The 21,143-nt window shown below is 71.3% G+C and carries 19 protein-coding genes; 14 read left to right on the top strand and 5 right to left on the bottom strand.

Annotation, left to right across the window (positions count from 1 at the left end; genetic code table 11):
• Positions 1-93 precede the first annotated feature (93 nt).
• From ABD810_RS13080 to ABD810_RS13070, 3 genes are all read left to right on the top strand, one after another.
• A complete protein-coding gene (locus ABD810_RS13080; protein ID WP_344938422.1) occupies positions 94-492 on the top strand; it encodes a hypothetical protein in 399 nt (132 codons plus the stop codon).
• A gap of 74 nt (positions 493-566) precedes the next feature.
• Positions 567-2,066: a bifunctional phosphatase PAP2/diacylglycerol kinase family protein gene (locus ABD810_RS13075; protein WP_344938420.1), complete on the top strand. Its 1,500-nt coding sequence runs from the start codon at positions 567-569 to the stop codon at positions 2,064-2,066.
• Between the two features lie 103 nt (positions 2,067-2,169).
• Positions 2,170-3,165, top strand: coding sequence for a hypothetical protein (locus ABD810_RS13070; RefSeq protein WP_344938418.1), 996 nt, complete (start codon positions 2,170-2,172; stop codon positions 3,163-3,165).
• Positions 3,166-3,232: 67 nt separating this feature from the next.
• Here ABD810_RS13070 and ABD810_RS13065 read toward each other — a convergent pair whose 3' ends face one another.
• The gene (locus tag ABD810_RS13065; protein WP_344938416.1) at positions 3,233-3,496 is read right to left on the bottom strand and encodes a TFIIB-type zinc ribbon-containing protein; all 264 of its coding nucleotides are present in this window, start codon (positions 3,494-3,496) and stop codon (positions 3,233-3,235) included.
• A gap of 34 nt (positions 3,497-3,530) precedes the next feature.
• Positions 3,531-4,406, bottom strand: a complete 876-nt coding sequence (locus ABD810_RS13060; protein WP_344938414.1) for a phosphotransferase family protein — start codon at positions 4,404-4,406, stop codon at positions 3,531-3,533.
• Positions 4,407-4,467: 61 nt separating this feature from the next.
• Between ABD810_RS13060 and ABD810_RS13055 the strand changes: the two genes are divergently transcribed.
• From ABD810_RS13055 to ABD810_RS13040, 4 genes are all read left to right on the top strand, one after another.
• Positions 4,468-5,373, top strand: coding sequence for a TIGR03619 family F420-dependent LLM class oxidoreductase (locus ABD810_RS13055; protein WP_344938412.1), 906 nt, complete (start codon positions 4,468-4,470; stop codon positions 5,371-5,373).
• 54 nt (positions 5,374-5,427) lie between these two features.
• On the top strand, positions 5,428-5,871 hold the full coding sequence (locus tag ABD810_RS13050; protein ID WP_344938410.1) for a nuclear transport factor 2 family protein: 444 nt from the start codon (positions 5,428-5,430) through the stop codon (positions 5,869-5,871).
• Positions 5,872-6,009: 138 nt separating this feature from the next.
• On the top strand, positions 6,010-6,792 hold the full coding sequence (locus ABD810_RS13045) for an HAD-IIA family hydrolase (protein WP_344938408.1): 783 nt from the start codon (positions 6,010-6,012) through the stop codon (positions 6,790-6,792).
• A gap of 39 nt (positions 6,793-6,831) precedes the next feature.
• The gene (locus ABD810_RS13040; protein ID WP_344938406.1) at positions 6,832-7,470 is read left to right on the top strand and encodes a hypothetical protein; all 639 of its coding nucleotides are present in this window, start codon (positions 6,832-6,834) and stop codon (positions 7,468-7,470) included.
• A 17-nt stretch (positions 7,471-7,487) separates the two neighbouring features.
• On the opposite strand, the gene arfB is transcribed toward ABD810_RS13040, so the two are convergent.
• Positions 7,488-7,913: an alternative ribosome rescue aminoacyl-tRNA hydrolase ArfB gene (gene arfB / locus ABD810_RS13035; protein ID WP_344938404.1), complete on the bottom strand. Its 426-nt coding sequence runs from the start codon at positions 7,911-7,913 to the stop codon at positions 7,488-7,490.
• Between the two features lie 196 nt (positions 7,914-8,109).
• Here arfB and ABD810_RS13030 point away from each other — a divergent pair, with 196 nt between their 5' ends.
• From ABD810_RS13030 to ABD810_RS13015, 4 genes are all read left to right on the top strand, one after another.
• The gene (locus ABD810_RS13030; protein WP_344938402.1) at positions 8,110-8,961 is read left to right on the top strand and encodes an alpha/beta hydrolase family protein; all 852 of its coding nucleotides are present in this window, start codon (positions 8,110-8,112) and stop codon (positions 8,959-8,961) included.
• Between the two features lie 20 nt (positions 8,962-8,981).
• Positions 8,982-9,587, top strand: coding sequence for an HAD family hydrolase (locus tag ABD810_RS13025; protein WP_344938400.1), 606 nt, complete (start codon positions 8,982-8,984; stop codon positions 9,585-9,587).
• A 692-nt stretch (positions 9,588-10,279) separates the two neighbouring features.
• Positions 10,280-10,552: a GlsB/YeaQ/YmgE family stress response membrane protein gene (locus tag ABD810_RS13020; protein WP_344938398.1), complete on the top strand. Its 273-nt coding sequence runs from the start codon at positions 10,280-10,282 to the stop codon at positions 10,550-10,552.
• Between the two features lie 263 nt (positions 10,553-10,815).
• Complete coding sequence (locus ABD810_RS13015) at positions 10,816-12,396, top strand: alkaline phosphatase D family protein (RefSeq protein WP_344938397.1); 1,581 nt, start codon at positions 10,816-10,818, stop codon at positions 12,394-12,396.
• A gap of 145 nt (positions 12,397-12,541) precedes the next feature.
• On the opposite strand, the gene ABD810_RS13010 is transcribed toward ABD810_RS13015, so the two are convergent.
• Positions 12,542-13,972: an FG-GAP repeat protein gene (locus ABD810_RS13010; protein WP_344938395.1), complete on the bottom strand. Its 1,431-nt coding sequence runs from the start codon at positions 13,970-13,972 to the stop codon at positions 12,542-12,544.
• Between the two features lie 241 nt (positions 13,973-14,213).
• On the opposite strand from ABD810_RS13010, the gene ABD810_RS13005 reads away from it, so the two are divergent.
• On the top strand, positions 14,214-17,711 hold the full coding sequence (locus tag ABD810_RS13005; RefSeq protein ID WP_344938393.1) for a phosphodiester glycosidase family protein: 3,498 nt from the start codon (positions 14,214-14,216) through the stop codon (positions 17,709-17,711).
• Positions 17,712-17,723: 12 nt separating this feature from the next.
• On the opposite strand, the gene ABD810_RS13000 is transcribed toward ABD810_RS13005, so the two are convergent.
• Positions 17,724-18,278, bottom strand: coding sequence for an ATP-binding protein (locus ABD810_RS13000; RefSeq protein ID WP_344938391.1), 555 nt, complete (start codon positions 18,276-18,278; stop codon positions 17,724-17,726).
• A 251-nt stretch (positions 18,279-18,529) separates the two neighbouring features.
• Here ABD810_RS13000 and ABD810_RS12995 point away from each other — a divergent pair, with 251 nt between their 5' ends.
• Entirely contained in the window at positions 18,530-19,897 is a 1,368-nt protein-coding gene (locus ABD810_RS12995; RefSeq protein WP_344938389.1) for a helix-turn-helix domain-containing protein, read from the top strand.
• Complete coding sequence (locus ABD810_RS12990) at positions 19,894-20,805, top strand: phosphotransferase enzyme family protein (protein ID WP_344938387.1); 912 nt, start codon at positions 19,894-19,896, stop codon at positions 20,803-20,805. The genes ABD810_RS12995 and ABD810_RS12990 overlap by 4 nt, the downstream gene beginning before the upstream one ends.
• Positions 20,806-21,143 lie beyond the last annotated feature (338 nt).

The following is a 21,143-nucleotide window of genomic DNA, read 5'->3' as shown; positions in this document are numbered from 1 at the left end:
GGTAGAAGAAATCCCTTCCCGGCCGCGGCTTCGGGCCACCGGGTCGTTCCATCGGTGTAACCATATCGGCACACTGGGTTACGGGAGGTGGGCATGAGCGGTGATCCGATGCTTTCGCGGGCCGTTGCCGGAGCGCTCGGGGAACATCGCCCGCCCGAGGCTCACCCGGCACCCGCGTTCCAGCCGGGCTCCGGCGGGACCCCGCTGCTGTACGCCAGGGTGGTCACCCTGTGCCGCCTGCTCGGATATGAGCGGTTCTTCCGCGCGGCCTTCAGCCGGGCGCGAGCCGCGAGGACGGGGGGCCCCGCGGGCACCCCTGGTCCCGGTGCGGGGCAGGAGAGCTGGGTCGTGAAGCTGGACGTCGAGGAGGTGCTCCGCGACGCGCTCGGCGTGCGGGAGCCGGCGGCGCCCATGGTCGCGAGCCCTCCGGCCCGCTCCCGCGAGCCGGCCGCGGACACCTCGGCCGTGTCCTCGTCCCGCCGGACCATGTGATCACCCGCGCAGGCGCTCCACGTGCGCAAACGGGTCATACTGATCTTAGACGCGCGTGACTGGGAACGCCGTTCGTGGGCACTAACGAAGGCATGCCGAAGGCCGCGAACCATCTCACGCAGATCAAGAAGCAGCTCGGGGCGCTTGACCGTCGTCTGTTCAGGTCGGTGGCCGACGCGCATTTCCCTGGCCTCGACCGTGTGCTGCCCCGCCTGTCGCGGGCCGCCGACAACTCCCTGCTGTGGGCGGCCGTCGCCGGCACCCTGGCGCTCAGCGGGCGCAGGCAGATGCGCCGCGCCGCCACGCGGGGGCTGCTGGCGATCAGCCTGGCGAGCCCGGTGGTCAACCTGCTCGGCAAGCAGGCCTTCGGGCGCGCCCGGCCGTCGATAGTGGACTTCCCGCTGGCCCGCCTGGGCAGGATCCCCTCCTCGCACTCCTTCCCGTCCGGTCACTCCGCCTCCGCGGCGGCCTTCGCGGCGGCCGTGGCGATGGAGGTTCCGGCGAGGGTGGGCGTGCCGATCGCGGTCACGGCGGGGGCGGTCTGCTTCTCCCGCGTCTACACCGGCGTCCACTACCCCGGCGACGTGCTCGCCGGTGTGGGGCTCGGCATGGGGGCGGCGCTGGTCACCAAGCGCCTGTGGCCGGGCCGCACCGTCATCGGCGAGGCCCGCGTCGCCGCCACCGCGCCGCTCATCGACCTGGACCCCGATGGAGAGGGCATGGTCGCCGTGGTCAACAACGGCGCGGGACGCGACCCCGGCACGGCCGCCGCCGTGCGCATGGAGTTCCCCAAGGCGGAGATCATCGAGACCGAGCCCGGCGACGACCTGATGAAGCGGCTCCAGGAGGCCGCGGGGCGTGCCCGGGTGCTGGCCGTCGCGGGCGGGGACGGGACGATGAACTGCGGGGCGCAGGCCGCGCTGGAGCACGGCGTTCCGCTGCTTCCCATTCCCGCGGGCACGTTCGACCACTTCGCCCGCACCCTTGGGCTCGAGACCATCGACGAGGCGGCCTCGGCGTACCGCTCAGGGCACGTGGTGGCGGTGGACGTCGGCGAGGTCGCAGGGCGGGTCTTCCTCAACACGGCGAGCCTCGGCATCTATCCCCTCGTCGTCGACCGCAGGGAGGAGTGGGAGGGGAAGATCGGGAAGTGGTCGGCGCTGGTCCTGGCCATGGCCGATGTGCTGATGCACAACCGCACTCCGGATGAGCTGGTGGTCGACGGCGTGCGGCGCAGGGTCTGGCTGCTGTTCGCGGGCAACTGCGCGTACGAGTCCAGCGGTGTCGCCCCGACGCGCAGGGACAGGCTGGAGGACGGCGTCCTGGACATCCGGCTGCTGACCGCGGCCTCGCGGCTGCCGCGCCTCCGGGCCATGGCCAGCACGATCCTGGGCGGGCTTGGGGTGTCGCGGCACTACCTCGCGTGGCGCGCGGACACCGTGCGGGTCGCCTCGCCGTCCGGCTCCCGGGGAGAGGTGCTTCTCGCGCGTGACGGGGAGACGTTCACCGCCCAGGGCCCGGTCGTGCTGAGCAAGCGACCGCGTTCACTGCTCGTCTTCCGCCCCGTCGAGTGACCTGGTGTACGGCCGCTGTTCGCCGCCACCCTGGAAGCCAGAGATGCGCCGAGATATGCGGATAGTCAGGTAGTTTGTCCGCCTCTCGGGGAGGTTGACTGCCTTGACACGCCCACGGCTCTCCTCGATGATCGACGAAATGAGCGCCCCCCGGTGGTTTCCCGCCGCGCTTGCCATGACCTTCGCCCTCGCCGCGTGCAGCTCCGGCGGTGATCCCGCGGAGCCGTCCTCCGGCGGCTCGACCGGCGCCGCCCCGACGGCGGGCGCCCCCTCGTCGAGCGCTCCGGCCGGCGTGTCACCCGAGGAGTACCGCACGGAGCTCACGACGGCGGCCGGCCCGATCGGGTCCTCCCTCGCAGGGATCGCCAAGTCCCGTTCGCTGAAGTCGCTGAACCAGCGCCTTCAGCGGGCCGAGGGCGCCGTGACCGACGCGGTGGAGCGGCTCGGACCGGTGCTGCCGCCCCCTGAGGTCACGGCCGAGCACTCCGATTACGTCGCGGCCCTGCGAGGGTTGCAGGGCGACCTCGGCGACCTGCGCGACTCGGTCACCGAGCGGAAGCTGTGCACCTCCTCGGCCGTCCTGGCCAGGCTCGGCAAGGCCGCTGGGTTCGGCACGGTGAAGTCGGCGGGAGGTGACCTTGCCGCCAAGGGCGACTACCCGGCGGACGTCGTGAAGGTGAAGACCCCCAAGGAGGTCACCCGCCGGCCCGCGAACGGCACGTTCCTGCGCTCGGGCAGCCGCACGGGCAACGGGCGGCTGACCGTCGACAACGGCGGCAAGTCGGACGCCGTGCTGACCCTGGTGCGCGGCAGCACCAAGCTGACGAGTTTCTATGTACGCAAGGGGCGCAAGGTCACCGTCCGCGGCGTGCCGGACGGCACCTACAAGATCTTCTTCACCGGCGGCGCCGACTGGGACAAGAAGGCGCGGGCTTTCACGCGCAACTGCACGTTCGAGAGGTTCCAGGACACGGTGAGGTTCCGGACCATCCGCAGTGCCACGCTCATCCAGTTCAGCACGTGGACGATCACGCTGCAGCCGGTCATCGGAGGCAACGCCAAGACCAACCAGGTCGACCCGGAGGGCTTCCCCTCCTAGGCCTGACCTGTGCCGGCGTTGACCGGTCCACGCACTCGACCGGTCAACAGCCCGCACCGAGGGACTACTAGCTGGAGAACAGCATTCCCATGAAGCCGCGGTCGCGGTGGCCGCGGTGACCGTGGTGCGGCGCGCCCCATGCCGGTCCGCCGTGCGGCGGGGGCGGCGGCGGAGCGGAGTAGTGCTGCTGGGACCACTGGCTCTCGACCCTGGACAGGGCCTCGAGCTCTCCGTAGTCCAGGAAGATGCCACGGCAGTTCTCACACTGATCAATGTGGACGCCGCTGCGGTCGTAGGTCCGCATGGAACCCTGGCACTTCGGGCAACGCATCGAGTCGATCTCCTTCAGGTGGCCTGAGACGACCTTACTGCGGCAGAGCGGTGCTGATTATCCTCCCGCAGGAGGAGACGAGGGCCTCCTCCACGTCGTCCAGAGGACGGTCTTCGGTGCGCGCCGCCGCGACCGCAGTGGCCGCCAACTGGACCGTCAACGCACGGGCCGGTACATCGAGTTCCCGCCACGGATCCCCCTGCGGCACGGCGGTTCCGCCCGCCAGCAGGTAGGCGGTGAGGAACCGCAGCCACAGGTCGGGGGCCAGGAACCCCGTGGCGAACCAGGCGCCCGGCCGGGCCAGGTCCCACGCGGGAGTGCCGGCGCCCAGGTCGTCGACGTCGATGAGCAGCCACTCGCCCTGGTGGCGGACGAGTTGGCCCAGATGCCAGTCGCCGTGCGTGAGCCTCCCGGCGCCCGGTCCGGTGTCGGCCGCCTCGGGGGGCAGGCTGCGGAAGGCCTCACGGATGACCTCCGCGGCCGTGGTGCTCAGGCCGTCCAGCTGGGCGACGGCGCGTGCGAGCCTGGCCGGTCCGCCGGCCGGAGGCAGGCCGAGGCCGTCGACCGGCACGGCGTGCAGGCGGGCGAGCAACCCCGCCGCGGCCTCCCAGGGAGCCCCGTCCGGATCGTCGGGGTCCACCGGCTCGCCCGCGGGCCACACGGTGACCAGGCGGCCCTCGACCTGCTCGATCCACTCGGCCAGCGGCGCCAGCAGCACCCCAGGAAGCCTTGCGGCCGTACGGAGGCGGGCGGTGAGCGCGGCCTCGTCGGTGCCGGGAGGATGGGCCTTCACCACGACGTCGCCGGCCCGCACCACCGTCACCCGCGTGTCCTTCAGGACCGTGACCGGCCCGGCTCCGTCGTGGGCGCGGGCGAGGCGGGCAAGGCCGCCGGTCAGGTTTGCGGTCAATGCGTCTTCGCCCCGAACGGTCACCGGTCCAATCTACGGGCGTGCCCATAGGGTGGGCGTCATGAAGATTGGCTTCGGGGTTCCCGTCTCGGGTTCGTGGGCGACGCCCGCCAACATGCTCCAGATCGCGCGGCGCGCCGAGGAACTCGGCTACGACTCGCTCTGGACGTTCCAGCGGCTGCTCTACCCGGTGGGCCACCAGATGGGACCGGTCTACCGCAGCGTCCAGGACCCCATCGTCACACTGGCGTATCTGGCGGGCGTCACCAGCCGGATCCGGCTCGGTGTGGCCGTGGTGAACCTGCCGTTCTCCTCCCCGGCCCTGCTCGCCAAGCAGTGCGCCACCTTGCAGGACGTCTCCGGCGGGCGGCTCGACGTCGGGCTCGGGCTCGGCTGGCTTCCAGAGGAGTTCGTCGCCTCGGGCGTGCCCATGGAGAGCCGGGGCCGCAGGGCCGTGGAGTACTTGCAGGTGCTGCGGCGGCTGTGGTCGGACGAGATCATCTCCCACAAGGGCGAGTTCTACGAGATCCCGCCGTCCCACCAGGATCCCAAGCCGCGGCCGGCGCCGCCCGTGCTGCTCGGGGGGACCGCCGAGGTGGCGCTGCGCCGCGCCGGGGAGCTGGCCGACGGCTGGATCAGCTCCAGCCGGGCGGACCTGGCCCGCATCAGTGAGCAGATCTACATTGTAAAGGACGCCGCTCGTGTCGCCGGGCGTGATCCCGGTGCGCTGAGGTTCATCTGCCGAGGCGTCACCAAGGTGCGGGAGGCCGGCCTGCCCGGTCGCGCGCCGCTGACGGGGTCGCTGGAGGAGATCCGCGCGGACGTCGAGGCGCTGGCCGCGGCGGGGGTGACCGAGCTCTTCCACGACCTCAACTTCGACCCCGAGATCGGCTCGCCGGACGCCGACCCCGTCGTGTCGCTGGACCGTGCCGAGCGGGCCCTGGAGGGGCTGGCCCCCCGGGCTTAGAAGCCGGGGGAGCGCGGGCTCGATAATGTAGCAAGCGTTTGGTTGTATGTCGGCATGACCTTCCCGACGGAAACCGCGGACCGGCTGGAGATAGCCGACGTGCTCGCCCGATACGCCTACGCCGTGGACAGCGGCGACTGGGACCGGCTCGACACCGTGTTCACCGAGGACGCGCTGATCGACTACACCTCCGCCGGCGGCATCAAGGGGCCGAGACAGGAGGCCAAGGCTTGGCTCGCCGACGTCCTGCGGCACTGGCCGGGACGCCTGCACCTCATCGGCGCGATGACGATCCGGTTCGAGGGCGACGACGGCGGCGAGGCCGTCGTGACGGCCTCCTTCGCCGACACGCTCGCACCCGCCAGGGAGGCGATCGCCGCCGACACCTCCGGGCTGATCCAGGGCGGCGGCTGGTACCACCACCGCATGGTCCGCACGCCGTCCGGATGGCGGAGCAGGGAACTGGTCGAGGAGCAGACCTGGCGCACCATGAGGTGACCGGGGCGGCGGAGTGGCCTCCGGGCGCATGGCGAAATGACCCGCCCGATCGCGGCGGCGGCGACGCCTGGGTGAATGTCGGCCGTGTACCTGACATCCTGGGTCGGTAAGTCAAAGGGCGTCGAACGCGGGGTAACGGTGAACGAGCGTAAGCCGATCGAGTGCTGGTTGTCCGACATGGACGGCGTGCTCGTCCATGAGGGAAGTCCCGTGCCCGGAGCCGAGGAGTTCATCCGGAGTCTGCGCGACTCGGGCAAGCGGTTCCTTGTACTGACCAACAACTCCATCTACACCCCACGTGACCTGTCCGTACGGCTGCGCGGAGTCGGGCTCGAAGTGCCGGCCGAGGCGATCTGGACCTCGGCGCTGGCCACGGCCAGGTTCCTCGACGACCAGCGCCCCGGCGGCTCGGCGTACGTCATCGGCGAGGCGGGCCTGACCACGGCCCTGCACGAAGTGGGCTACATCCTGACCGACACCGCCCCCGACTACGTCGTGCTCGGCGAGACCCGCACCTACAGCTTCACGGCGATAACCCGCGCGATCCGGCTCATCGACGCCGGCAGCAGGTTCATCGCCACCAACCCCGACGCCGTCGGCCCGTCCAACGAGGGGTCCCTTCCGGCCTGCGGCGCGGTCGCCGCGATGATCACCAAGGCCACGGGCGTCGAGCCGTACTTCGTGGGCAAGCCGAACCCGATGATGATGCGCAGCGCGCTGAACGCCATCGACGGCCACAGCGAGAGCACCGCGATGATCGGCGACCGTATGGACACCGACATCGTCTCCGGCATGGAGGCCGGCCTGCACACCATCCTGGTGCTGACCGGGGTGACCACCAAGGACCAGATCGACCGCTACCCGTTCCGCCCCTCGCGCGTGGTGCAGTCCGTGGCCGATCTGATCGATCTCGTCGAATAGCTGCCGCTCCCTGTCAGGCTCTCGGGGCAGGATGGCCTTATGACGGACATTTACCTGGAGATCGGTGCGAAGAAGGTCTTCGCCTGCGCTTACGACTGGCCGGGATGGTGCCGCGTCGGCAAGGGCGAAGAGGCCGCGCTGGAAGCCCTGATGGAGTACGTGCCCCGCTACCGGGTGATCGCCGAACGGGCCGGCCTGCCGTTCGAGCCGGACGCGTTCACCGTGGTCGAGCGTGCTCCCGGCGGCACGACCACCGACTTCGGCGCCCCGTCGGCGATCCCCGGCATCGACGCCCGCCCCGTGGACGCGGCGACCGCCGAGCGCGACACCCTGCTGATCAGGGCATCCTGGGAGGTCCTCGACGAGGTGGCCGCGGGCTCTCCCGAGGAGCTTCGCAAGGGGCCGCGCGGGGGCGGCCGGGACCGCGACAAGATGGTGGCGCATGTGGTGGAGGCGGAGCGGTCGTACGCCCGCAAGATCGGGGTGCGGCATCGCCCTTTCGCCATCGAGGATCACGCGGCACGGGCCGCGATGCGCGATGAGATCATCGAGGTGCTCGGCAAGCCTTCGGACGGCTCGCCGCAGGCGCCCGGCGGATGGCCGGCCCGGTACGCCGCCCGGCGGATCGCCTGGCACGTCATCGACCACATCTGGGAGATGGAGGATCGCCGGATCTGACCCGCCGGGGCGGAGGGTCAGCTCTCGTCGGAGCGGCGGAGGCGCTTGACGTCGGAGCGGTGCTTCTTGGCCGTGAGGCGTCTCTCGACCGCGCGCCGCGACGGCTTGGTGGCCCGGCGCTTCTTGGGCGGGGGAGCGATGGCGCCTTCGAGCAGGCGCGTCAGGCGCTCCTTGGCCGCCTCGCGGTTGCGAAGCTGGGAGCGGTACTCCGAGGCGACGATGGTGATCACTCCGTCGACCAGGCGCGAGCTCAGCCGCTCGAGCGCGCGGGCCTTGAGCGCCGGGGGCAGAGCGCCGGTGGCCGCGAGGTCGAAGCTCAGCTCCACACGGCTGTCGGTGGTGTTGACCCCCTGGCCGCCCGGGCCGGACGAACGTGAGAAACGCCAGCCGAGCTCGGGCTCCGGGATGGAGACCGAGCCGCGGACGTGAGGCGGACCAGGCATTCTCCCAGGGTAGCCGGTGGGTCCCGCCCCAGATCAACTGATTTGCGGGTCTTGCCGGCAGGGGAGTGTCCTGTGCCGTGGTCGTGCGTGCGCTTGTGGTGATCGCCAAGCTCGGGCACAGTGTCCATGTTCTCCAGTCAAGCGTTCGGCCGCACCCGCCGAGCCGAGTACGTCAGCGACCCTGGGAGGCCATGCGGTGACGAGGATCGTGGGGGTTCACGGCATCGGCAAGTACCGCTACTACGTGGCCGCGGGATCGGCCGAGGGCGCCGCGGAGACCATGCGGCAGAAGTGGGATCGCTACCTGCACGCCGGGCTGTCGGGCGGCGCCCCGTACACCGGGCAGACCTACGTCAGCGAGGTCGCCTACTATGCCCACCTGCTCCGCAAGGAGATCCCCCCGGCGAGCAAACGCGACCTGCGCAAGATGGACTCGGCGTCGCAGCTCGTGCTCGCCGACTGGATGAAGCAGATGGGCGGCGCCGGGAACTTCGCGGGGGAGACGCTCACCGGGCTGATCCACCGGTTCGCCGAATGGCTGCTCCTGAGGCTCGGGCCGCACGCCAAGAGCTTCGCCGAGGACTTCTGCCCCGAGGTCGCGGCCTACTTCGCGAGCACGGAGGCCGCGGCCAGGGTGCGGTCGCGGAACGCCGTCGCCGATGTGATCCGCCGTAACAAGCCCAAGGTGGTCATCGCCCACTCCCTGGGCAGCGTGGTGGCGTACGAGGCGCTGTGGGCGCACCCCGATCTGTCCGTCGATCTGTTCGTCACGCTCGGCAGCCCGCTGGCGATGCGCGGGGTGGTCTTCGAGCGGCTCCAGCCGCTGCCCACGGGAGGGCGGGGCAGGTGCCCCCAGGGCGTGGGCCGCTGGGTGAACATCGCCGACAAGGACGACATCGCGGCGATTCCAGGAGCGTTGAAGAGCTGTTTCGACGGCGTCTTCCGCGACCAGAAGGTCAACATCGACTGGGCCGACTTCCACACGGTGCGCAACTACCTGGGCTGCGGAGCCGTGAACGAGCACGTGGAGCCGTTCCTCAAGGTCTGACGTTCGGTAACATCACGATCATGAAATGGGTGCTGTTCGACTACGGGGAAGTGCTGTCCCACGCTCAGCCGGAACGTGAACGCGAGCTGTTGACGCAGGCCGCCGGCATCGACCCCGGCCGCTTCTGGGAGGGCTACTGGCGGCACCGGCTGGAGTTCGACCGGGGAGCGCTGACGCCGGAGGACTACTGGTCGCAGGTCCTGGGCCACCCGGTGAGCCAGGCGGAGGTGCGGCGCCTGGTCACGCTCGACGTCGAAAGCTGGATCCATCACAACGAGGACACCGTGGCGATCCTGGCGGACCTCAGGGAGGCCGGGCATCCGCTGGCGTTGCTGTCGAACGCCCCGATCTGCATAGCGGAGGGCATCGAGCGGCTGCCGTGGATCCAGACGCTGGACGCCCGCTTCTACAGCGGCATCATGGGTCTGGTGAAGCCGGACGAGGAGATCTATCTCCGGGTGGCGGCCGAGCTCGGCGTGCGGCCGGCGGACGTGCTGTTCGTCGACGACCGCCTGGTGAACGTCGGCGGCGCGGAGTCGGCCGGGATGAGCGCCATCCACTTCCGCGACGCCGGGACACTGCGCGCCGACCTGAAGATGGCACTGACCACGCCGGGACCGCCGTAGCGCCGCGTCAGGGTGGTGCCGCGACCTATCGACCTGATCATCAGCGGGCATGTTGCCTGTGAATCGGTTCGGCGAGAATGGGCCCGGCTCACCCACCCACCCCGGCTCCTTTGCCCCCCGGCTTATGTACCCGCCCCCGGGTTGCCCGCCGTAGCACGGCGCCGGGTTCACGGCGCCGGGTTCACCGCGTCGGTCCCGCCGTGTCGGAGCCGCAACACCCGATTCGGGCGCCGGAGGTGGTCTGCGCCGGCGGCTCTTCGACCGGGTATTAGCGGGCATGTTCTTGTGGAGTGGTTCGGCGAGAATGGGCCCCGGCTCACCCACCCACCCCGGGTTGCCCGCCGTAGCACGGCGCCGGGTTCACCGCGCCGGGTTCACCGCGTCGCGTCCCGCCGTGTCGGCGCCGTAACACTCGATCCGGCATCGGAGGTGATTCGCGCCAGCGCCTGCTTACTAGGCCATGGGGGTGAGCGCGGCGGCGGGGAGGTGTTCCCTCGACCTCACCGACAAGACCTCAACTCGATCCAGCCCGGTGGCCGACTTCAGGTTCGCCGGCGTGGCCGGGTGGGCGTCGGCAGTGAGGGGGTTTCTGGACCGTTATAGGCGACATTTCCCTCCGCTGACCTGCGCAGACGTATCGATCGCCTCTCCCGTGGGAATACGGATGACAACCGAATATCGGAGGCGTGAAGATGCATGTCAGCGGAATTTTCAGCGCGATCATCGTCGGTCTGGTGATCGGTGTGCTCGCGCGGCTCCTCATCCCGGGGCGGCAGAACATCCCGATCTGGCTGACCATCGTGATCGGTATCATCGCGGCCCTGATCGGCACCGCCATCGCCGGTGCCCTCGGCGTGGCGACGACCCGGGGTATCGACTGGCTTGAGCTGATCCTCCAGATCATCCTCGCCATCGTCGGTGTCCTGCTCGCGACCGCCCTCTACAGCAGACGCCGGGTGACGTGACCCGTCCCGCCGGGACATCAGGAGGTCCGGGTCATCCGGCCCGGACCCCGCGCGGCGACCGAGCCCGCGAGGACGTCCGTAATACTTGACGCCTCGCGGGCCGGTTTCGTCCGGAGACTTCGCCAGGAAGTTGGAAGAGGTCGTCTTCGCGTTGGCCGCCGTTCAGCCGCGGTGGGTAGTCCACTCGCCTGTGCGACAGCTGTTCACGCCGCCGACATCGAGCCATCGCCCGCAGGTCGGGCGGGAGGTCTGCACTTGAGGGCGTGGAGCAGAACCCCTCACGCAGAGCGTTCCTGATCGCCGCCACGGCGGGTGCCGGGGGCCTGGTGCTACCCGGGTCCGCCGACGCCTCCGCCCCGCCACGCTCGGCCTCGTGGACGACCTTCACGAGCACGGGCTGTGCCGCACCCGATCCGTTCACGCTCGGCATCGCCTCGGGCGACCCGGAGGCGGACGGAGTAGTGCTGTGGACCCGCCTCGCCCCCGACCCCCTGGCCTCCGACGGCCACGGCGGTATGCCGGGCCGCGATGTGGAGGTCGGCTGGCAGGTCGCCACCGACGAGCGCTTCCGCCAGGTCGTACGGACCGGCACGGCGACCGCGCGCCCCGGCTCCGCCCACGCGGTGCACGTGGAGGTCCACGGGCTGGGTCCAGGGCGGGAGTACTTCTACCGCTTCCGCGCGAACGGCCATCTGTCGCCGGTCGGACGCACGCGTACCTCGCCCACCACCGCGGACTCCTTCACCTTCGCCGCGGTGTCCTGCGCCCAGTACGAACACGGCTACTACACGGCCTACCGCCGGATGGCAGAGCAGGACCCCGACCTGGTCGTCCATCTCGGCGACTACATCTACGAGTACTCGGCCGGCGTCTACACGGCGGCGAACGGCAACGTACGGCGCCACGTGGGCGGCAAGCTGCAGACGCTCGCCGACTACCGGGTGCGGCACGCGCAGTACAAGACCGACCCCGACCTGCAGTTCGCCCACCGCAACAGCCCGTGGCTGGTGATCTTCGACGACCACGAGGTGGAGAACAACTGGGCCGCCGACAACCCCGGCACGCTCGTCCCCGGCTTCGGCACCCGCAAAGCGGCCGGATTCCAGGCGTATTACGAGCACATGCCGCTGCGCAGGTCCGCCGTCGCCCGCGGCTCCCGCATCAAGATCAACCGGCGGGTGGGGTGGGGCTCGCTCGCGACCTTCCACCTCCTGGACACCCGGCAATACCGCGACCACCAGCCGTGCGACGACGGGATGCGGTCCGGCTGCGACGAGCGTCTCGGCCAGGAACGGGTCATGCTGGGGGACGACCAGATGGAGTGGCTGGCCGAGGGCCTGCGGTCCTCCTCGGGGACGTGGAACCTCATCGCCCAGCAGATCATCCTGGGCCAGCGCGACTACCATCTCGGCCCGGGCAGAGAGCTGAACGTGGACGCCTGGGACGGGTACCCCGCCGAGCGCGACCGGCTGCTCGGCACCCTGGCCGCCTCCGGCGACGGCAACCCGATCGTGCTCACCGGCGATGCCCACGTGGCCTCCGCCTCCGACCTGGTGGCCGACTTCGACGATCCCGACGCGGACCGGGTCGGGGTTGAGCTGGTGAGCACGTCCATCTCCAGCGACGGCGACGGGTACCACGACCCGGCTAGGGACGCGGCCCTGCTCGCGGAGAACCCGCACATGAGGTTCGTCAACGAGCGGCGTGGCTACATCATGTGCCGTGCCACGCCGCAGGAGCTGAAGGCGGACTTCCGCACCCTGGACTACATCAGCCGCATGGGCGCCCCGGCGAGAACGGCCGCCCGCTTCACCATCCCCGCCGGAGAACGCGTCCTGACCTGACCGCCGTCAGGTGCTGACAAGGACGCTCCTCTCAGCGCAGGACCGACTCCCAGCGCAGGACCGACTCCTAGCGCAGGGACCGAGTTCCAGCGCAGGACCGACTTCTAGCGCAGGGCCGAGTTTCAGCGCAGGACCGACCCAGCGCTCAGGGGGCGACAGCGAAGCCGAATAGGCTGTTGGAGGGTCCTGCCAGCGCTCGGGCGCCGGTCAGGCGCAGCCCGGTGTAGGAGCCCTTTTTGGTACGGGACGGGATCAGCGTGACCCGGCCCGCGCCGGGGGAGCCCACGGCGAGCCCTGAACCGGTGATCGCGACGGAGGATCCGTACAGGTCCCCGGGGTGGCCCTTCCTGCCTTTGACGATGGTGTGGTGCCGGGCCGTCAGCCCGCCCCTACGGGTGCCGGCGAGCACCAGGACCATGTTGCCGCCCGGCACGCCGATCGCCAGCTCCGCGTCGCCGTCCCCGTTGAGGTCGCCCGCGGCGAGCGCCGAGCCGAGCCGGTCGGTGTTCAGGCTCTTCCGGCCGATGCCCTTGGTCTCGCGCGACCAGAACTCGCCGCCGATCGCGGTGAGCCCCCGTCCCGTCCCGTACAGCACGTGCACGCCCCCGTTGCCGTACATCGGCCCGTCCTGGAAGGTGTCCAGCCCTTCCCCTGGGACGCCGACCGCGAGGTCGTCGCGGCCGTCGCGGTCGAAGTCGCCGGCCGCGAGCGTCGCGCCGAGGGAGTCCCACTTCTCGGCCTCGCCGGGCACGCCGGGGCTGTTCTGGGTGTAGACGCCCGCCTGCCGGGCGCGCGGGTCGGCGATCGTCACCGAACCGCCGCCCGAGGTGGTGCCGACAGTGTCGCCGGGGGCCCCGACGGCCAGCTCGGCCTTCCCGTCGCCGTCGAAGTCGCCGACCGCGACGGCGGCCCCGAACTGGTCGGTCTCCGAGTGGTCCTGCGCGACCCAGGAGGTGGCCTGGGTGATGAGCGTGCCCTTGCCGGACGGTTTGCGGCCCTTGAGGCCGAAGATCCCGACACCGCCACCTTCGGAGAGGCCGGGAATGCCGACGACCAGCTCGTCGTCGCCGTCGCCGTCGAGGTCCCCGGCGGCCAGCGCCGCGCCGAACCGGTCGGTGTCCCGGGACCGGCCGAGGCGGGTCACGGTGAGCGTTCCCGCCGGCGTGAGCCCGTGCGCCGTGCCGTACATCAGGTGCACGAGCCCGTTGCCGTCGGCGCCGTCCGGCACCGGCGTGCCCGCGAACTCCTCCGACGCGCCGATCGCGAGGTCCGCGCAGCCGTCCCGGTTGAAGTCGCCCGCGGCCACTGCGGACCCGAACGAGTCGCCGCGCTCGGGAGCGTCCGTGACGCCGCCGGCCCCCTGCGAGAGCACCGCCTGCTTCTGGTCGCCGCGGAAGAGGGTGACCGTCCCCGCGCGCGTCTGCCCGTCCACGGTGTCGTACGGCGCGGCGACGACGAGGCCGGGGGTACCGCACGCCAGGGCGCGCGCGGCCTTGGCGGCCGTGGGGGTGGAGGTGATGGCGAGGGTGAGGACGGTGAAGGCGGCGAGCAGCTGGGATGCGCGCGAGGCACTCATACTCCGGATCGTCCCCGTCGATCCGGACATCCGGCCCACGTCAGTATGAAGTTCCCGCGTCGATGACCTGAACGGCGCGTCCGGTCGCCGGCACCCTTGTTCACAGCCGTTGTCAGGGCGGGGTAAAGCGTTAAGAATGATCACCGCGGTGTTCCCGCGATGTCATCGGCATGTCATGGGGCGGATCCACGATCGGTTCCATGCGTGCCCGGCGTCGGCCCGCCCGTACATGGAGGTGGAGATGCGCAGGTTCGCGCGCGTGCTGGCCGTGGCGCTCGTCCTCGGCGTTCCCGGGCTCGCCCAGGCGCCGGCGCGGGCCACGGTCATGGCGTCGCCTGGCCCGGAGGGGCCCGCTCACGCCGCGGCCGCCGGACGTCCTGACTACCAGACCACGGTCCCCGGCGTGTCGGTCGAGGCGGACCGCGCCGACCGGACCATCGCTCCCGGCATCGTGCTGACGACGTTCGACACCTTCGGGCGGGACGGCTGGACCCGGGCCCATGTGCTCAACGCCGACCTGTCCGGCTCCGGGGTGGAGGCGGGGCTGGTCGGCGGGAGGCTGACCGAGACCCGGCCGCTGTCCAGGTCGGCCGACGACCAGGCTGCCGTGGCCGCCGTGAACGGCGACTACTACGACATCAACGCCACCAACGCCGTGATCGGCCCCGAGGTCAGGGCCGGACAGTTGCGCAAGGCCACCGCCGAGGCGCGTACGGTCGCCGCCATCGGCGAGGACGGTGTCGCCCGGCTCGCGAGCGTCCTGCTGGAGGGCACGGTCACCGTGGCCGGCGCGGCGCACCCGGTGGCCGCCCTGAACTCGGCGTCGCTGCCAGCGGACGCGGTCACGGTCTTCACCGACCAGTGGGGTCCCGGCTCGCGTGCCCTGATCCCGCACACCGGCCCGATCACCGAACTGGTGGTCGACGGCGGCACCGTCACCGCGGTCGACGACGAGATCACGACGGCCCCGGTGCCGGACGGCGGCCTGGTCGTCGCCGGCCGGGGCACCGCCGCCGCGCGCCTGGCCACCGTCCGGCCGGGCGATGAGGTCACGCTGGACGTCGGCCTGCGCACCGACGCGCCGGCCAAGCTGCGCACGGCCCTTGGCAGCGGCGAGGTGCTCGTACGCGACGGCGAGGCCATCGACTTTCCCCCGTCGACCGGCAACGACGCGCTGAAGCCGCGCACCGCGATCGGGTGGGGAGAGGGGGGCAGGCGGCTGCTACTCGTGACGGTCGACGGTTCGGCGAACTTCTCGGCCGGGCTCACCTTCGACGAGACCGCCAGGCTGATGGTGCGCCTCGGCGCCCGCGAGGCGTTCATGCTCGACGGCGGAGGGTCGTCCGACATCGTGGCCCGCGTCCCGGGGGACGGCCGGGTCAGCGTGGTCAACACCCCCTCCGACGGTGGCGAGCGGCCGATCCCGAGCGGTGTGGGCCTGTTCGCCGCGAAGGGATCCGGCACGCTGAAGGGCATCGCCGTGCGAACGAGCGCCGACCGCGTGTTCCCCGGCCTGACCCTCGACGTCTCCGCCGCCGGGTACGACGAGACCTACGCGCCCGTCAGCCTGGACGGTGGACGGGTGCGGTGGGACGCGGGGCGGCTCGGCGAGGTGCGTGACGGCGTCCTGCGCGCCGGGCGGCCCGGAAGAGGGACGCTCGCCGCCCGCTCGGGACGGGCACGCGGCGAGGCCGGACTTCGCGTGCTGGGGGCGCTCACGACCGCGCGGTTCGGCGTCGCGAGCCTCACCTTGGAGACCGGTGAGTCCACGGTGGTCCGGGTCACCGGGTACGACGCCGATGGTTTCGGCGCGCCGGTCGCCGCCCGCGACCTGCGGCTCGCGTACGACTCCTCCGTGGTGGCAGTGCGGGCGCAGGACGACGGGTCGCTGAAGGTCGCGGGGCTGGAGGTGCCCGGCGGGACCGGGACCTTGCTCACCGCCACCGTGCGGGGCAAGGTGGCGCGGCTGCCCGTCACCGTCGGCCTGACGCGCCGGTCGCTGGCCGAGTTCGAGGCGGATCAGGAGTGGGGCGTCTCCACCGCCAGGGCCACCGCGTCGGTGGCGGTCGTGAGCGCGGCCGACCGGCCCGGCGCGCCGGCGGGCGGCCGGGCGCTCGCGCTCACCTACGATTTCACCGGCACCTCGGGCACCTCCGCCGCGTACGCGGTCGCCAGGCCGTCGCCGCTCACATTGCCGCACGGCACCAGGCGGCTCGGCGTGTGGGCTTACGGGGACGGGAAGAAGCACTGGCTGCGGGCCACCCTGCGCTCGCAGGGGACGACGAACGTGCCCTTCAGCTTCGCGACCGTCGTCGACTGGACGGGGTGGAAGTGGGTCGAGGGCGCGCTGCCCGCCGGGTTCTCCGAGCCGATCACGCTGAACAACCTGTATCTGGTCGAGACCTCCAACCTCGCCAAGGACGCGGGTGAGGTCAGGTTCGACGCGCTCACCGCGCTGGTGGGGCAGGAGGTGGCCGTCGACGCGGACCTCACCCCCGACCCGTTCGTCCTTCGGCAGCGGGACGTCGGCGATGACCGCTGGCGCTTCGCCGTCATGTCGGACCTGCACGTCAGCGGGTCGCTGGGCCCGGCCTCGTTCCCGGCTCAGCAGGCCGCCGCCGCGCTGCGCCAGGCCGTCGCTGCCAAGCCTGACTTCATCGTGATAAATGGCGATTTCGTGGATAGCAACGCACCGGCGGACTTCGCGTTCGCGGAACAACTCCTGGCCGCGAACGTGCCTGCGGGCATCCCCGTCCACTGGACCCCCGGCAACCACGAGTCCGGGGCCACCGCGACCGGGACCCTGGACGGATTCCTGGCGACCGGGCGACCGGCCCATCAGGTGTTCGACCACAAGGGCACCCGGTTCATCCTGCTGAACACCACCCTGGGCGGGCTGCGGGCCTCGGACTGGTCGCAGGTCCCCGACCTGCGGCGGGAGCTGGACCGTGCGGCCGGGGACCGTTCGGTGAGATCGGTGGTGGTCGCCTTCCACCACCCGCTCCACGACCCTTCCGGAGCGGCCGGATCGCAGTTCTCCGACCCGCTTGAGGCGGGCCTGATCGAGAGGTGGCTGGCCGCGTTCCGCGAGAGCGCGGGCAAGCCGGTCGCCCTGTTCACCGGCCACGCGCACACCGCGTCCGTCACCAGAGCGGACGGCGTCCTTGAGGTCACCACCCCCTCGGTGGGCAAGACGCCCTACAGTTCCCCGGACAAGGGCGGGTTCTTCGGGTGGATGCTGGTCGGCGTGGACCCCAGGCCGGGCGAGGTCGAGGCCGGCCTGCCGGACCCGGCGACCCGTGACTGGCTGACCGCGCGCGTGAACCCGCTGTTCGACAAGCTGTCGCTGTCGGTGCCCGGCACGCTTGCCGTGGGACAGCGGGCCGAGGTTTCCGCGACGGGGACCACGACGGCCTTCGGCCTGACCTTCCCGCTGCGATACCCGGCCGGCGTGACCTGGAGCGGTGACCGGGCCCTCGCGGTGGCCGGATCGCCCGAAGAGGTGGCGTCCGCGTCGCGTCGCCGCGGCGTCGTCGCGGTGCTCGACCTCACGGACGGCACGCTGATCGGCGTACGCCCGGGACAGGCGACCCTCACCGTCTCCTCGGGCGACCGCTCTGCCTCGGCGACCGTCACCGTCTCCTCAGGTGATCGCTCGGCCCTGGGGACCGTCACCGTCTCCTCGGGCGATCGCTCGGCCCTGGCGACCGCCGCGACCGCTCGGCCTCCACGACCGTGACCGCCCCGGGTGTCAGCCGACCGCGTCACCCGAGGGGGCGGGAAGGGCGAAGGCGACGGCCTTGCCCGCCGAGCCGCAGGCGGACATCGTCGTCGGATAGGCGTAGCACCGGCCGTGGGAGAGCTTGTGGGCCAGGAGCAGCCCTCGCCCGCTCTCGGCGAACGGTGTCAGGTCGCGGTCCACCGGTGTGTGCAGGCCGGCCAGTATGGTGGGGATCCGGCCGAGATCGTGCTCGCCGTCGACCATCTCGCACCACATCGGGATGCCGCTCAGGCAGTGGATGCGCAGCTCGTACGGCCCGTGTGAGTACTTCTCGGAGTTGGCCGCCAGCTCCGCCACGATGATCTCGGCGTCGCCGATCTCCTCGGCGCACACCCCCGCCCTCCCCAGCGCGCCGCGCACGGCCGCACGGGCGTTACGCGAGGCGGAGCCCGGCCGCAGCGTCGTCACCAGTACGAGGAAGGCGTCGTCGCAGAGGGCCGACGGCTCGGCGCCCGGGCGCCGTTCCTCCTCCAGAACCCCGGTGCGGTGGCAGGCCTCCTCGGAGACGGGCTGCTCGGCGCGCATGAGCTGATCACTCCTTGGCTTCTCGACCGACGAGTAGGCGGAGGAAGCGCGCGGTGACCCCCCCGGGTGTGAAGTCCATGGTGGGGAACCTCACACGAAGTGGTAAGCCGCCTCACCGATACCCATCCCCGCTCTAGCGCGATTGGCCATACCGATCAGCCTGGGCGATCGGTCCGACCGTTATCCCCTCCGAAACCCCGCGGCGCCTGGTTAATTGAGAGGCCAGAGGACGTCACCTTCGGAAGGGCGGCATGAACGTCACCCATGCGAGCGAGCAGGCGATCAGCTTCGCCATCTGGGAGCGACCGCAGATGCGCCAGGCCCTGGCACAGCGCGACATCGCCACCGTCTATCTGCTGCTGCAGCGCGTCGGGGTCTCCCAGCGCAGGATCGCCGCCCTCACGGGTCAGTCCCAGTCGGAGATCTCCGAGATCCTCAACGGCCGCCAGGTCATGGCCTACGACGTGCTGGTCCGCATCGCCGATGGCCTATGCGTCCCGCGTGGGTACATGGGGCTCGCCTACGACGACGCCTCGGAGGGCATGGCCGATCCGACACGCCTGGGCTACCAGGACGACGCCGACGAGGACGAGCAGGTCCGCAGGCTGCTGGCCCACGCGGCCCAGGTGACCATCGGCGCCGCGGTGGCGGCCGTGGACGACTGGCGCCAGCCGCTGGCACGCGTCGACACCCCCGTCCCCGCGAAGATCGGCGACACCGAGGTCGAGCAGGTCGAGACCGTGACCCGGTCGCTCCGCGCGCTCGACTACCGTTACGGGGGCGGCGTCTGCCGGGACGCGGTGGTCGCCCAGCTCGCCTGGTCGCAGCACCTGCTGCGCGCCACCTGCTCGGAGGACGTCGGGCGCCGCCTGCACCGCGCCGTCGCCGACCAGCACAACCTCGCCGGGTGGACCTCCTTCGACGTCGGCCTCTACAGCGCCGCCCGGCGGCATCTGGCCCGCGCCCTCGAACAGGCGAAGCACGCCAAGGACCCCTCGCTGGCCGCGAACATCCTCTACCGGATGGGTCGCGTCCACCTGCACATCGGGCGCACGGAGGACGCTCTACGGTTCTTCCAACTGGGTCAGATCTGCGCCCAGGACGCAAGCTGCGAGCTCACCGTATCCATGCTCTGCGCCAACGAGGCCGGGGCGTACGCCCTGCTCGGGGACGAGCGGCTCGCCATGAAGTCCATCCGCCGGGCCCACGACGAGTTCAACCGGGCCGACCACGACGCGGCCCCGTGCTGGGTGCGGTTCTTCGGGGACGCCGACATCGACGCGGCGAGCGGCATGACGCACGCCGGCCTCGCGCGCACCCATCCCGGCCACCTGGTGACGGCGGCCGAGCTGCTGTCCAGCAGCGTGCGGAGCAGGGATCAAAGCATGGCGAGAAGCAAGGTGTTCGAGCTGATCGGGCTGGCGACGGTGCAGCTCCTGCTCGGCGAGGTCGACAGCGGGCTGCGCAACGGGCACGAGGCCGTCACGCTGGTCGGCCAGATCAGGTCCGTCCGCACCATCGACCGCCTGGCCCCGCTGGAGACCGCGGCGGCGGATCGGCCGCAGAACTCCGACGCGCGAGAGCTGTGCCGGCGCATCGCGGACGTGCGGGCCGTATGAGCATCGCGACGGTAGACACATCCGGCGGGCTGACCCACGACAACCTCCGCACGCTCCTCGCCGCCGTCTGCGCCGCGACCGGTCTCGATCCCGGTGGCGCCGAGCTGATCAAGTTCACCAACAACGCCGTCTTCCGGCTGCGCGGCGCGCCGGTGGTCGTCCGCATCGCCGGCTCCACCGCCGCGCGCGAGCGGGCAGCGACCGTGGTCGGCGTCGCGCGCTGGCTCGCGGGCCATGACTTCCCGGCCGTGCGGCTGCTCGCGGGGCTGGAGCAGCCCATCAGCCTGCACGGGCAGGTGATCACCCTGTGGGAGCGCGTGCCCGAGACGGGACCGCGGCCCGACGGCGCCGATCTGGCCGTCCTGCTCAAGCGCCTGCACCGGCTCCCCGGCCCGCCTCCCGACCTGCCCGAATGGCGTCCGATCAACGAGGTCCGCCAGCGGCTGGCCGAGCCCGAGGACCTGGCCACCGGCGACCACGCGTTCCTGCTGGACCAGTGCGATCAGGTCGAGAAGGAGCTCGCGGGGCTCCGCTTCCGGCTGCCCCGAGGCGTCATCCACGGCGACGCGTTCCTGGGCAATGTCATCCCCGGCACGCGCGGCCCGGTGCTGTGCGACTTCGACGGCACGACCATCGGTCCACGCGAATGGGACCTGACACCCGTCGCGGTCGGCCGGCTCCGCCTCGACTACACGACCGACGACCACGCGATGCTGGCGAGGCGGTACGGCGTCGACATCACCGAGTGGGACGGCTTCCCGGTGCTGCGCCGCCTGCGCGAACTGAAGCTGGTCACCAGCGTCCTGCCGATCCTGCGCAGCAACCCCGGCATCCGCCCCCAGTGGGAACACCGCATGCGAACCTTCAAAGCGGGCGACCTGACCGCCAGATGGCAGCCATACCGCTGACCGCTCCAGGCCCTGTGGTGCGGTGGCGAGGGGTAGTGATCTGTGGTCGGGTGGCGGCCGATACAGGCCTGTGGTGCGGTGGCGACGGGTACTGATTTGTGGCCCGGTGGCGGCCGATACAGGCCTGTGGTGCGGTGGCGACGGGTACTGATTTGTGGCCCGGTGGCGGCCGATACAGGCCTGTGGTGCGGTGGCGACCGGTACTTACCTGTGGTCCGGTGCCGACCGATCGAGGTTTCCGGCCCGGTGGCGACCGGTTCGGGGGCGTAGGTTCGGTGGGATCCGGTTCCGGTGCGGCTCGCGGGCGGGGAAGGTAAAGGCCGTGCCAGGATAGGACC

Origin of the sequence: Sphaerisporangium flaviroseum, from assembly GCF_039537005.1 — a bacterium.
GTDB classification, from domain to species: domain Bacteria; phylum Actinomycetota; class Actinomycetes; order Streptosporangiales; family Streptosporangiaceae; genus Sphaerisporangium; species Sphaerisporangium flaviroseum.
The sequence above is the reverse complement of the archived record's forward strand: the minus strand, read 5'-3'. Positions and strand labels throughout refer to the sequence as shown.

What these genes read in the sequence shown, in the direction of transcription:
- ABD810_RS13020 (WP_344938398.1), top strand. Translation starts at nt 10,280, where the DNA reads ATGCATGTCAGCGGAATTTTCAGCGCGATCATCGTCGGTCTGGTGATC.
- ABD810_RS12990 (WP_344938387.1), top strand. Translation starts at nt 19,894, where the DNA reads ATGAGCATCGCGACGGTAGACACATCCGGCGGGCTGACCCACGACAAC.
- ABD810_RS13055 (WP_344938412.1), top strand. Translation starts at nt 4,468, where the DNA reads ATGAAGATTGGCTTCGGGGTTCCCGTCTCGGGTTCGTGGGCGACGCCC.
- ABD810_RS13010 (WP_344938395.1), bottom strand. Translation starts at nt 13,972, where the DNA reads ATGAGTGCCTCGCGCGCATCCCAGCTGCTCGCCGCCTTCACCGTCCTC.
- ABD810_RS13025 (WP_344938400.1), top strand. Translation starts at nt 8,982, where the DNA reads ATGAAATGGGTGCTGTTCGACTACGGGGAAGTGCTGTCCCACGCTCAG.
- ABD810_RS13000 (WP_344938391.1), bottom strand. Translation starts at nt 18,278, where the DNA reads ATGCGCGCCGAGCAGCCCGTCTCCGAGGAGGCCTGCCACCGCACCGGG.
- ABD810_RS13080 (WP_344938422.1), top strand. Translation starts at nt 94, where the DNA reads ATGAGCGGTGATCCGATGCTTTCGCGGGCCGTTGCCGGAGCGCTCGGG.
- arfB (WP_344938404.1), bottom strand. Translation starts at nt 7,913, where the DNA reads ATGCCTGGTCCGCCTCACGTCCGCGGCTCGGTCTCCATCCCGGAGCCC.
- ABD810_RS12995 (WP_344938389.1), top strand. Translation starts at nt 18,530, where the DNA reads ATGAACGTCACCCATGCGAGCGAGCAGGCGATCAGCTTCGCCATCTGG.
- ABD810_RS13065 (WP_344938416.1), bottom strand. Translation starts at nt 3,496, where the DNA reads ATGCGTTGCCCGAAGTGCCAGGGTTCCATGCGGACCTACGACCGCAGC.
- ABD810_RS13050 (WP_344938410.1), top strand. Translation starts at nt 5,428, where the DNA reads ATGACCTTCCCGACGGAAACCGCGGACCGGCTGGAGATAGCCGACGTG.
- ABD810_RS13040 (WP_344938406.1), top strand. Translation starts at nt 6,832, where the DNA reads ATGACGGACATTTACCTGGAGATCGGTGCGAAGAAGGTCTTCGCCTGC.
- ABD810_RS13005 (WP_344938393.1), top strand. Translation starts at nt 14,214, where the DNA reads ATGCGCAGGTTCGCGCGCGTGCTGGCCGTGGCGCTCGTCCTCGGCGTT.